The organism is Enterobacter sp. ODB01 (assembly GCF_001623605.1).
GTDB classification, from domain to species: domain Bacteria; phylum Pseudomonadota; class Gammaproteobacteria; order Enterobacterales; family Enterobacteriaceae; genus Enterobacter; species Enterobacter kobei.
Window position 1 is genome coordinate 4,421,733 of record NZ_CP015227.1, and the last position, 12,566, is coordinate 4,434,298.

Annotated in this window: 9 protein-coding genes; 1 reads left to right on the forward strand and 8 read right to left on the reverse strand. The window is 60.9% G+C overall.

The window, feature by feature from the left end; genetic code table 11:
- Positions 1-8 precede the first annotated feature (8 nt).
- The 8 genes from A4308_RS21010 to A4308_RS21045 form a co-directional block, all read right to left on the reverse strand.
- Entirely contained in the window at positions 9-1,913 is a 1,905-nt protein-coding gene (locus A4308_RS21010; RefSeq protein ID WP_023331065.1) for a bifunctional 5-dehydro-2-deoxygluconokinase/5-dehydro-2-deoxyphosphogluconate aldolase, read from the reverse strand.
- Between the two features lie 12 nt (positions 1,914-1,925).
- Complete coding sequence (locus A4308_RS21015) at positions 1,926-3,059, reverse strand: Gfo/Idh/MocA family protein (protein ID WP_014884791.1); 1,134 nt, start codon at positions 3,057-3,059, stop codon at positions 1,926-1,928.
- Between the two features lie 8 nt (positions 3,060-3,067).
- Positions 3,068-4,096, reverse strand: coding sequence for an ABC transporter permease (locus A4308_RS21020; protein WP_014884792.1), 1,029 nt, complete (start codon positions 4,094-4,096; stop codon positions 3,068-3,070).
- A gap of 11 nt (positions 4,097-4,107) precedes the next feature.
- Complete coding sequence (locus A4308_RS21025) at positions 4,108-5,655, reverse strand: sugar ABC transporter ATP-binding protein (protein WP_014884793.1); 1,548 nt, start codon at positions 5,653-5,655, stop codon at positions 4,108-4,110.
- Positions 5,656-5,709: 54 nt separating this feature from the next.
- Entirely contained in the window at positions 5,710-6,639 is a 930-nt protein-coding gene (locus tag A4308_RS21030) for a sugar ABC transporter substrate-binding protein (protein WP_008502118.1), read from the reverse strand.
- Between the two features lie 31 nt (positions 6,640-6,670).
- Positions 6,671-7,657 carry an inositol 2-dehydrogenase gene (gene iolG / locus A4308_RS21035; protein ID WP_045281140.1) on the reverse strand — a complete coding sequence of 329 codons (987 nt, stop codon included), beginning with the start codon at positions 7,655-7,657 and terminating at the stop codon, positions 6,671-6,673.
- A gap of 300 nt (positions 7,658-7,957) precedes the next feature.
- Positions 7,958-9,883, reverse strand: coding sequence for a 3D-(3,5/4)-trihydroxycyclohexane-1,2-dione acylhydrolase (decyclizing) (gene iolD / locus A4308_RS21040; RefSeq protein WP_045281141.1), 1,926 nt, complete (start codon positions 9,881-9,883; stop codon positions 7,958-7,960).
- 11 nt (positions 9,884-9,894) lie between these two features.
- Positions 9,895-11,400, reverse strand: a complete 1,506-nt coding sequence (locus tag A4308_RS21045) for a CoA-acylating methylmalonate-semialdehyde dehydrogenase (RefSeq protein ID WP_045281142.1) — start codon at positions 11,398-11,400, stop codon at positions 9,895-9,897.
- Positions 11,401-11,692: 292 nt separating this feature from the next.
- Between A4308_RS21045 and A4308_RS21050 the strand changes: the two genes are divergently transcribed.
- A complete protein-coding gene (locus A4308_RS21050) occupies positions 11,693-12,526 on the forward strand; it encodes a MurR/RpiR family transcriptional regulator (RefSeq protein ID WP_023333015.1) in 834 nt (277 codons plus the stop codon).
- The last annotated feature ends 40 nt before the right edge of the window (positions 12,527-12,566 follow it).

Genomic DNA, 12,566 nt, shown 5'->3' on the forward strand with positions numbered 1-12,566 from the left:
CGTCTCCATTATGCGTGTCCGCGCTCGCGCCACCAGGCGATAAGCTGCAGGTAGTTGTCCCGGATGCGCGCCACCAGCTGCGCATCGTCAATATCGTGTTTCAGCCACGCGCGGGAGGCGTCGCCAAACAGCGTGCGCCCCACGGCGAAGCCTTTAACCAGCGTCTGCCCTGCGGCGGCTTTGAAGTCGGCACGCAGCTGCTCTGCCGGGGCATCCAGACCGAGGATCACCACCCCGCGGCAGTGCGGGTCCCGACGTTCGATAATCTCGTTCAGTGCCGTCCAGCCGCTGGCTGAGAGCGGCGGCAGTTTCCACCAGTCAGGGTAAATCCCCAGGTTGTAGAAACGGGAGATGGCGCGCAGGTAGAGCGCGTCGCTGCGCGGCATGCTGGCGGGCAATATCACCTCCAGCAGCAGTTCATGCCCGGACTGGCAGCAGGCGTGGTACACCTCGGCGATTTTCTGCTCCTGCTCAAGGCGCAGGCCGTGGGCATCTTCCGGATGGAAAAAGACCAGACATTTCACCACGTGCTCCTGCGGCCAGCTGATGAGCTGGGTGCCGATGTTACCGTGCTCCATCTCCAGCGGCCGGGAGCCCGGCAGCTCGATGGGACGACCAATCCACCACCCTTCTCCGGTGATAGCGTTTAGCGCATCCTGACCAAAGGTGCCGTCGCACAGCAGACCGGCTTTACCCTCCAGCCCGGCGCGGTTTGCCGCCTCGCGGCTGGCCTGGAGGATCAGTTGCTTCAGTGCCGGAATGCGCCCGATCGACGCACCGCACTGCAGCGCCATCTCTTCCAGCTGGCTGCGATGGTCGAAAGCCATCACGCACAGCTCCGGCCATTCGCGACGGCGGGTCGTCACCCGGTGGAGATGGTTAAGACGCGGGTCAAGATCCGGGCGCGGAACACGTGCGGCGCGGGAAAGATAATCATCCAGCTCTGTTTTGCTCGGCATCGCCGGAGCGCAGCCGTGGCGGGAGACCACCAGCGCACCGCAGGCATTGGCATAGCGGCACGCCTGCTCCCAGCCTTCGTCGTTCAGGTAACCGCGCAGCAGGCCGGACATAAACGCGTCCCCTGCGCCGAGGACATTCAGCACCTCGACGCGCACGCCGGTCACCGTCAGGCCGTCGTCCAGACGAGGCGGAATGGCATCGGTATAGACCGAACAGCCCAGCGCGCCGCGTTTGCAGACCAGCGTAGCCTGACTCACGCCACGCACCTGCGCCAGCGCCTGCAAGGTATCGGTGCTGCCGCCCGCAATGTGGAACTCCTCCTCGGTGCCGACAATCACGTCGAAGAGGTGCAGCACCTCCTGCAGCTCGCGGGTGACCTTATCGGCGGCGATAAAGCGCGTTTCCCCGTCACCTAAGGAGGTCAGCCCCCACAGCACCGGACGGTAGTCGATATCCAGCACCGTGCGCACGCCGTGGCGGCGGGCATAGCCCAGCGCCGTCAGCACCGCCTCGCGGGTCTGGGGATGAGAAAGGTGAGTCCCGGTGATGGCAAGACACCGTGCGGAGGCAATGTAACTTTCGTCCACATCGCTGGCGGTAATCGCCATATCCGCGCAGTTATCGCGATAAAAAATCAGAGGAAAAGTGTCCCGGTCTTTAATGCCGAGCAGCACCAGCGCCGTGAGGCGTTCTTTGTCGGTAATCAGATGGCTGGTATCGCAGCCCACCTGGTTTAACTCTTCCCGCAGGAAGCGGCCCATATGTTCATCGCCGACGCGCGCCAGCATCGACGAGCGTAACCCCTGTCGCGCGGTGCCGTACGCAACGTTGCCGGACGACCCGCCAAGATATTTGGCGAAGCTCGACACATCTTCCAGACGGGCGCCAATTTGCTGACTGTAGAGGTCTACCGCCACGCGGCCCATGCATATCACATCAAACTGCTTTTCCACGTTGAACCCTCTTCAGACAATGTCGTTCACGTTCAGCCAGCGGCCTTCCAGGTGTGAGAGTGCTATCGCGTCCAGCACGCGAGACACCTTCCAGCCCTCTTCGAAGTCCGGCCACATCGGCGCGTCGGCGGCAATCCCGTCCACCAGGTCACGCACCTCCACCGTTTTTTGATCGTTAAAGCCAATCCCATGGCCTGCCCCCATGCAGAACGCACCGTAGTCCGGGTGAGCCGGGCCGACGAGCAGCGTGCGGAACCCCTGACGGTTCACCGGGTCGTCATGCAGATAGAGCTTCAGCTCGGCCATGCGCTCCTGAGTGAAACTGATGGCACCTTTCGTCCCGGTGATGACATACGACAGCCCCATCTTGCGGCCGCAGGCGACGCGGGAGGTTTCAATGACGCCCTGCGCCCCGCCCGCAAAACGCACCATCGCGTGGGCCTGATCCTCGTTTTCGACGGCAATCATTTCTGCCGAACCCGCCTTCGCCGGACGTGCCGGGACCACGATCTTCAGGTCGCCGCAGACCTGCTCGATATCTCCCACCAGGTACTGGGCCATATTGACGATATGCGCCGCGAGGTCGCCCAGCGCCCCCAGGCCTGCGGTCTCTTTGAAGCAGTGCCAGTGAATGGGCGAGAGCGGGTCGGCCATATAGTCTTCGTTGTGAGTGCCGTAGAAGTGGATCACCTCGCCAATCTCGCCGCGCGCGATAATCTCCTTCGCCAGCTGCGCGGTCGGGTTTTTCATGTAGTTGAACCCCACCAGCGTTTTCACCCCTGCCCGCTTTGCGGCGTCGACCATTTCACGCGCGTCATGGGCGTTGAGCGCCAGCGGCTTTTCGGAGTAGACGTGTTTGCCGTGACGGATCGCCTCCAGCGCCATCTCTTTATGCAGATGGTTGGGAGAGCAAATATCCACCACGTCAATGGCCGGGTCGGCCACCAGCGCCCGCCAGTCCCCGGTGGAGCGGTTGAAGCCAAACGCCTGCGCCCGCGCTGCCGCCAGTTCCGGCGTAACTTCCGCCACCATCTCGCGCACCAGCCTGCCGCGCAGGTTGAACACCGTCGGGGCCTGGGCATAGGCGATGGCGTGCGCCTTGCCGATATACCCGGTGCCAATCAATCCAATACGAACCTCTTTCATCATGATCCTCACAGTGCGCCGCGACGGCTCTTGGCGTAGGTGTCAAACGCCACCGCCAGAACGATAATTAATCCGGTGATAATTTGCTGGTAGTAGGCTGAGACGTTCATCAGCACCAGGCCGTTAATCAGAATGCCCATGATGATGGAGCCGATAATGGTGCCGCCAATACGCCCGTAACCGCCCATCAGCGAGGTACCGCCGATCACCACCGAGGCGATGACGCGCAGCTCAAAGGAGATCCCGGCTACCGCCTCGGCGCTTCCCAGACGCGCGCTCAGAATGAAGCCCGCCAGCCCCGCCAGACAGCCAATCAGCACGTAGACGCTGACCAGTACGCGCTTGACGTTCACCCCCGCCAGGCGTGCCGCCTCCGGGTTTCCGCCAATGGCGTAGACGAAACGGCCCCAGCGGGTTTTATGCAGCGCCAGATACCCCCCCAGGGCGACGAGGGCGAATATCCAGATAGGAATGGAGATGCCGAGCAACTCCCCGCGCCCCCACCAGCGGTAACCCGGGTCGAAACCGGCAATCGGCGCGCCGTCGTTAATCACCAGCGTCAGGCCACGCCAGATGGTCATCCCGCCGAGGGTGACTATAAACGGCGGCAGGCGCAGGCGCGTGACGCCCAGACCATGCAGGAAGCCAATTGCCGTGCCCATCGCCAGACAAATCCCCAGCCCAATCAGCCAGCTCATGCCTCCCCAGGCGTTCGGGTCGACGGTGGTGAAGTTGTCGCCCTTGATCACGTACGCCGCAGTCATGGCGCACACCGCCAGAATGGAGCCGACGGAGAGATCGATCCCGGCGGTCAGGATGACGAAAGTCATCCCCACGGCCATGATCCCGTAGATGGAGACTTCAGTTAATATGTTGAAAATATTGCGTTCAGAGAAAAAGTTGCTGTTCTGCGACTGGAAGAAGATCAGCAGCAGGATCATGAAAATCAGCACCCCGAATCGCTCGAAGAAGGCGATGGGATCGATGCGTCCGGCGCGTTTGACCGGGGCCTGCGTTTTAGAAATCATCTGCGTCATGAGAAACTCCGTTATGCCGCGTTCAGGGCGTTGTGGTTGATGGCCATCATCGTCATCAGCCGTTCTTCGTTAGCGTCGTCACCGTGGATCTCGCCGGTCACCCGCCCTTCACTGAGGGTGATGATCCGGTCAGATACCGCCATCACTTCAGGCAGATCGGAGGAGATCACGATCACCGCCACGCCCTTTTTCGCCATCTCAAACAGCACCTGGTGCACTTCCGATTTGGTGCCCACGTCGATACCGCGCGTCGGCTCATCGACAATCAGCACCCGGGGATTGAGCGCCATGCAGCGCGCGAGGATCACCTTTTGCTGGTTACCGCCGGAGAGCTTGCGCACCTCCTGCGCGCTGTTGACCATTTTGATCTGCAGCGCCTGGCGGTAGGACTCAATCAGGTCGTCCTCTTTGCGGGTATTCACGAACCAGCGCCACTGCAGCAGCGAGGAGAGGCAGGAGAGCGACAGGTTGTCGCGAATCGACAGCCCCAGCACCGCCCCCTCTTTTTTACGGTCTTCCGGTACCAGCGCCACGCCCTGATCGAGGGCGTAGAGCGGGTCGCGCGGCTGGTACGGCACGCCGTCCAGCTCAAAGCTGCCGGAGGTAAAGGCATCTGCGCCGAACAGACAGCGCGCCACTTCGGTACGCCCCGCGCCCACCAGGCCAGCAATCCCTAACACTTCCCCGGCGTGGACGTGGAAGCTGATGTCGTGCAGGGCAATGCCGTGGGGATCGAGCGGCGGCTTCTCGCGGCTCAGCCCCTTCACCGCCAGGCGGACGGGTTTGTCTTCATGATGCGTTTCGCTGGCCGGACGACGATTAAAGGCCACGTCGCGCCCGACCATCAGGCGGATCAGCTGCTCAACGTTGGTTTCCGCCACCGCACCGGTACCGGTGAAACGGCCGTCCTGGAAAACGGTGAAGCGGTCGCAGAGCTGGAAAACTTCATGCAGACGGTGGGTAACGTAAATAATGCTCACCCCGCGGTTTTTCAGCTCACGCACCACGCGGTGCAGGCTTTCCACCTCGCTGTCGCTCAGCGCGGCAGAAGGTTCATCCATGATAATCAGCCTGGCGTTGAGGGTCAGCGCCCGGGCAATCTCCACCATCTGCTGCTGGGCGACGCTCAGGCGGGCCACCGGCGTGGTTGGCGCAACGTTCAGCTGCAGGTAATCGAGAATGACCTGCGCCTCCTGGTTAACCGCTTTTTCGTCGACGATCAGGTTACGTTTGCGCGGTTCGCGCCCGAGAAACATGTTTTCCGCGACGGTCATATTGGGCAGCAGGTTAAATTCCTGATAGATGGTGATAATGCCCTTGTTTTGCCGCTCAACGGGGGAATCATCCACCGGCAGCATTTCGCCGTTAAACCAGATATCCCCCCGGGTTTGCGGCTGCGCGCCCGCGAGCGCCTTCAGCAGCGTGGATTTTCCCGCTCCGTTTTCCCCCAGCAGGGCATGGATCTCCCCCGCGCCGACGGTCAGCTGAGCGCTGCTCAGCGCCCAGACGCCGGAAAAACTTTTGGCCAGGTCGGTCACTTTCAGTAAGGGTTGCGACATCGGTCTGCTCCTCCTTTAGAGTGCGCCGCCGCTCGCGCGGCGGCTGCGGATACGTCAGTTACCGGCCTCACCGATACGTTCTGCCTGCTGCAGATTCTCTTTGGTGATCAGCGTCGGCGGGTAGTCGGCCCCGGTGATGGCTTTCTTCTCGCGCACGTTGGCCACCAGCTGGCTCATCGCCGTCTGCACCGCAAAGCCCGGACGCTGATCCGCCGTTACCGCCAGCCAGCCGTCGCGCACGCGGGCCAGCGCTTCCGGTACCGCATCAAAACCGGTGACCAGAATTTCGCCCGGCTTCACGCCCTGGCTCTGCAGCGCTTCAATCGCGCCCAGCGCCATATCGTCGTTAGCGGAGAGGATCACCTGCGGGCGCTTCGGCAGAGAAGGCAGAACGCTTTCCACGATGCGCATCCCTTCCGAACGCATCCAGTTCCCGGTCTGATCGGCGACGATCTTGTACTTATCCCCGCCCGCCTTCAGGCTGTCGCGGATCCCTTTGGTGCGTTCAATATTGGAGGAGGATCCCGGCTGACCGGTCAGCAGAATAATCTCCGCCCCGTCGGGGAATTTGGTTTTCACGAAGTCGCCAATCGCCTGGCCGCCTTTGTAGTTGTTAGCCCCGAAGTGCGGAACTTTTTTCTGGCTGTCGACGGAGCGGTCAAGGGTCACCACCGGCAGCTTCGCATCCTGAATTTCATCTACCGCGCTGGAGACGGCGTTTACGTCATTCGGGGAGACGATAAAGCCCTGCGCCCCACGGGTGATGGCATTTTCCAGGTCAGCCACCTGTTTCGGTGAACTGCCCTGCCCGTCCAGCACCTGAAGCTTCACGCCCATCTCTTTTGCGGCTTTCACCGCCGTGCGCTGCATGTGTACTTCAAACGGCATGGCCAGGTTTGGCGTACTGAAAACAATTTGCTCGTTTTCGGCGAGGGCAGCCCCGGACGTCATGGCGATGAGGGCGGCTACGATCAGTTTTTTCATTATTATGTCTCTCTGTGTAGGGTGGTTGTGTTTAGAGGACGATCTCGCGCTGGCTACGCAGCGACTCCAGCGCTTTATCCGCGAGGTACAGCGCACGTTCACCATCATCACCGCTGCAGTCAGGCACCGCTTCGCCGCGCAGGACCGCAACAAAGTGTTCCCATTCCGCGGCGTAAGCGGATTTGTAGCGCTGCAGGAAGAAGTGTTCCGGCAGCGCGCTGGTGCAGCCCTGTTTGCCGTAGTGCTGCACCTGGTTTTCCAGAATATTGCCCGCGCACAGCAGCCCTTCGGAGCCGTGCAGCTCCAGGCGCTGGTCGTATCCGTAAGATGAGCGGCGGCTGTTGACAATGGTCGCCATCGCGCCGGAAGAATATTTCAGAACGATAAATGCGGTGTCGATATCCCCCGCCTCGCCAATCGCCGGATCGACCAGGTTACTGCCCTGGGCATAGACCGACACCGGCTCTTCGCCCATGATGAAGCGCGCCATATCAAAGTCGTGAATGGTCATATCGCGGAACATGCCGCCGGAGACACGCACGTACTCTGCAGGCGGCGGAGACGGGTCGCGGGAGATAATCAGCAACGATTCCGGCTTGCCGATGCGCCCGGCCTGGGCGTCGGTTTTCACCCGGCGGAACTGCGGGTCAAAGCGGCGGTTAAAGCCGATAAACAGCGGCACGTCGTACTCTTTGACCACTTTCAGGCAGTCGCGCACGCGGGCAAGGTCGAGGTGTACCGGCTTTTCGCAAAAGATGGCTTTGCCATGGCGGGCGGCCATTTCAATCAGGTCCGCGTGGGTATCGGTGGCGGAGGCAATCAGCACGGCGTGAACGTTAGGGTCGGTCATCGCTTCATCCAGGCTCTGCTGACGGGCCTGATACTGCGTGGCGAGACGGGTGGCAAATTCCTGATTCGGGTCAACCACGGACCAGAGCGTGGTCGCGCCGTGGCTGGCGATGTTAGCTGCATGTACCTGGCCAATTCGGCCAGCGCCCAGTAAAGCAATGTTAAACATAACGGCTCCCGGTGTTGGTGAATGCTGTGAACTAACGACCCTATAAATAAAACATTTATTTCATTTTTATAAATAGTGAAAATTATGTTTTTGAGTGCGGGTTAACACTTTTGAGATGAATGAGATAAATTTTGTTATCAATCTCACAACATGGGAGAAGGTGCTGCTAACCCCTCACCCCTGCCCTCTCCCCAAAGGGGCGAGGGAGAAAAGAGTGCACCACACCATCCCCTCTCCCCTTTGGGGAGAGGGTTAGGGTGAGGGGAAAATGAAATGAAAATTTCGTTAAGGCGGGAAAACTTAATACTGGCGGGCTTTTTTCACCTGCGCCTGCGTTTGCAGAGCGGCTTCACGCACGGCAGAAGACGCCGCCACCTGCGCGTCGCCGGTTCGCCACCACGAGGCGTAGTCATGGGTCATGGTCTTCGGGAGCACCTTGATGTCCAGCAGCGTCGGGCCCGGATGCGCGCGTGACGCCTCCAGCGCCGCCAGCAGGCTTTGCTCATCGTTCACCCGCCACGCGCGGCAGCCGTAGCTTTCCGCGTTTTGGGCAAAATCGACCTTCACCAGCGGCCCGTCCAGCCGTCCGGTTTCCGGGTTGCGATGGCGGTTTTCGGTGCCAAAGCTCCCCATGCCATGCCCCATCTGCAGATTGTTAATGCAGCCAAAGCTGGCGTTATCAAACAGCAGAACGGTGACCTTAATCCCCTCCTGCACCGCGGTTTGCAGCTCGGAGTGCAGCATCATGTACGAGCCATCCCCCACCATGGCGTACACCGGCTGGTCGGGTCTGGCGAGCTTCGCACCGATGGCCGCCGCAATCTCGTAGCCCATGCAGGAGTATCCGTATTCCAGGTGATAGCTATCCGGCGTTTTCACCTGCCAGAGCCGCTGTAAATCGCCCGGCAGCGATCCGGCCGCCCCCACCACGATGGCGCTATCTTCAATATGCTGGTTGATCAGCCCCAGCACCCGCGTCTGGGTCAGGCGAGTGTTGAGCGTTTCGCCATATTCCACCAGCTGGCTATCCAGGTGCCCTGCCACTTCGGGCGCATCAGCAGGATGCCACTGGCGATCCCACAGGCGACGGCACTCGTCGCGCCACGCGGATTTCGCCTGGGCGATCGCGTCTCCCCAGCTACTGCGATAATCCCTGAGCGCGTGGGTTAAGGCCTGAAGCCCGGTTTGAGCATCAGCGATCAGTGCGGTGGCGTCCAGCTTCAGGGCGTCAAACTCCGCCACGTTCAGCAACAGAAATTCGACGTCCGGATGGGAAAAGAGCGCCTTGGAGCCGGTGGTAAAGTCCGTGAGACGCGTGCCGATGCCAATCACTAAATCCGCCTGGGGCGCGAGCTGGTTGGCCGCCAGTCCCCCCGTCACCCCAACGCCACCCAGGTTAAGTGGGTGGTCACTTACCAGCGCCCCCTTCCCGGCCTGGGTTTCGGCAAACGGCAGCTGCAGCGTCTCGACAAATTCGCGAAACGCCTCATGCGCGCCGGAATAGCGCACGCCGCCGCCGCACACCACCAGCGGACGACGCTTGCGGGCGATCAACGCCCGCGCCTGCGCCAGACGCTGCGGGTCAGGCGGACGACGTTCGATGTGGTGCACGCGGCGCGCGAAGAAGCTCAGGGGATAATCCCAGGCTTCCCCCTGCACGTCCTGCGGCAGGCAGAGGGTCACCGCCCCGGTATTGGCGGGGTCAGTAAGCGTTCGCATCGCGCTTAGCATGGCGCTCATCAGCTGCTCGGGACGGTTGATGCGGTCCCAGTAGCGAGAGACAGGACGGAAGCAGTCGTTGGTACTGATGCTGAGATCGTGATACTGCTCGATCTGCTGCAGCACCGGGTCCGGCTGGCGGCTGGCGTAGATATCGCCCGGCAGCAATAACAGCGGAATGCGGTTCGCCGTAGCGGTTGCCGCCGCGGTCACCATATTGGCGGCGCCCGGCCCGACGGAGGAGGTGACGGCGAAAATGCGCTGACGGCGGTGCTGTTTGGCGAATCCCGTCGCCATATGGGCAATGCCCTGCTCGTTGCAGCCCTGCATCACCTGCAAATGGCCCGGATCTTGTTCCAGCGCCTGGCCGATGCCGAGTACGTTACCGTGCCCGAAAATAGTCGCCACGCCCTCCACGAAGGGCATTTCGTCGCCATCCACGCTGACGTATTGTTGATTAAGGAATCGGACCAGCGCCTGGGCCATAGTCATACGTTCGGTTTGCATAACGCCTCCTGTCAGCCCAGCGTTGGCATGGAGAACGCAGCGCCTGTCTCCTGCTGCATTTCCGGCCAGCGTGCGGTGATGGTTTTCATTCGGGTGTAGAAACGCACACCGTCGTTGCCGTGGACGTTGAGCGCACCAAAGATAGAGCGCTTCCAGCCACCGAAACTGTGGAATGCCATCGGCACCGGGATCGGCACATTGACCCCGACCATGCCCGCCTGCACCTCTTCGCAGAAGCGACGCGCGCAGCCGCCGTCACGGGTGAAGATTGCCGAACCATTACCATATTCATGGCGGTTAATCAGGTCCACCGCGCTGGCGTAATCTGCTACGCGCACCACAGAAAGCACCGGGCCGAAAATCTCTTCTTTATAGATGGTCATCTCCGGAGTGACGTTATCAAACAGCGTCGGCCCGACGAAATAGCCCTGCTCGTGCCCCTGCACGCTGAAGCTGCGACCGTCCACGCGAAGTGTCGCGCCCTGCGCTTCCCCGCTGTCGATATAGCCCAGCACCTTGCTACGGTGCGCCGAGGAGATGAGCGGCCCCATTTCGTTTTCCGGCGTCTGGTCCAGACCCGGCCCGACGCGCAGGGAGGCAATCTGTTTTTCCAGCCGGGCGCAGAGGTCATCGGCGGTTTTATCCCCCACCGCCAGCACCACCGAGAGCGCCATGCAGCGCTCCCCCGCCGCACCGAAGCCTGCGCCCATAATGGCGTTGGCGGCCATTTCCATGTCGGCATCCGGCATGAGAATACAGTGGTTTTTCGCGCCACCCAGTGCCTGACAGCGCTTTCCGTGGGCGGACGCGGTCTGGTAAATGTATTCGGCAATCGGCGTCGAGCCGACAAAGCTCACCGCCTGCACGCGCGGGTCGGTCAGGAGCACGTCAACTGACTCTTTGTCACCCTGCACCACGTTGAACACGCCGTCCGGCAGGCCAGCCTCTTTCAGCAGCTGCGCCAGCGCGAGCGCCAGGGAGGGATCTTTTTCTGACGGTTTCAGCACGAAGGTGTTTCCGGTCGCCAGCGCAATCGGGAACATCCACATCGGCACCATCGCCGGGAAGTTAAACGGCGTGATCCCAACGCAGACCCCGAGCGGCTGCATCAGCGAGTGGCTGTCAACGCCGGTGCCGACGTTGGCTGAGTGCTCACCTTTTTGCAGATGCGGGATACCGCAGGCAAATTCCACCACTTCCAGACCACGGGTGAGTTCGCCCACCGCGTCGGAGAAGACCTTGCCGTGCTCTTCGCTGATGAGACGGGCCAGGCGATCCATGTTCTCTTCCAGCAGCGCCTTGAAGCGGAACATCACGCGCGCGCGCTTAAGCGGAGCATGACGCGCCCACGCAGGAAACGCCTGCTGCGCGGCGGCAATTGCCTGCTCCGTTTCCTGTGCCGTACTCATCACCACCTGGCGGATCTGCTTGCCGGTGGCCGGGTTGAAGATCGCCTGAACGCGCTGGCCTGAACCGGTGACACATTCGCCGTGAATAAAATTCGCTACCGTCTCCATCCTTAACCTCTCGCTGTTGATACGTGACTGTTACCTGAACACTGTGTACCGAACACTATATATGAAACAAATATTCCATTTTAAGTTGAAATAAAATAAATGATGATTATTGTGATCAAGGATGGATTTTTATGTTAACAGCCAACAATACTGACGCAGCGTGCGCTATTAAGGCATTTCGGGCGTGGGAATGACTGAAGCTTCTGTTTCATTTTTGCTGCCAGATGGATGGCCGACATTTAAAAGACGCGGTTTTGCGTTTAGAATCACAGGACTGTATTTGGGGGATAACATGACGACAGCAACCAGCCTGAACGAACTGCAGCAGCAAATCCGCGATCGCTACGATAGCCTGAGCAAGAGGCTGCAGCAGGTCTCCCGCTATGTGCTGGATAATACGAACAGCGTGGCCTTTGATACGGTTGCCGTGATTGCCGAGCGCGCCGACGTGCCGCCCTCGACGCTGATCCGCTTCGCCAACGCCTTTGACTTCACCGGCTTCAACGAAATGAAACAGCTGTTTCGCATGAACCTGGTGGAGGAGACCGCCAGCTACAGCGACCGTGCCCGGCTTTTCCGCGAAATGGAGAGCGAGGCCGTGCCCGAAACCCCGCTCGACATCCTGCAGGAGTTCGCCCGTTCAAACGCCCAGGCGCTACAGCAGCTGGCCGCCCGCGCCGAACCGGAAATGCTGGAGCGCGCGGTACAGCTGCTGGCCGACGCCGACACCATCTACATCGCCGGACTGCGCCGCTCCTTTAGCGTCGCGGCCTACCTCACCTATGCCCTGAGCCACCTGGAGTGTCGCCCTATTCTGCTCGACGGTATGGGTGGGATGCTGCGCGAGCAGATCAGCCGCATTAAGGCGCGCGACATTGTGGTGTCGATTAGCTTCTCGCCATATGCGGAAGAGACGGTGATGGTCAGCGAAACCGCCGCCAGCGTCGGGGCGCGGCAGATTGTGATTACGGACAGCCAGATCAGCCCGCTGGCGACGTTCAGCGATCTTTGCTTTGTAGTGAAAGAGGCGCAGGTGGACGCGTTTCGGTCCCAGTCGGCGACGCTGTGCCTGGTGCAGTCGCTGGTGGTGGCGCTGGCGTATCGCCGGGATAACAGCGGAAAATAGTTCACGCCTCCGGCCCGGCACGCCGGGCCGCAGACTTTAC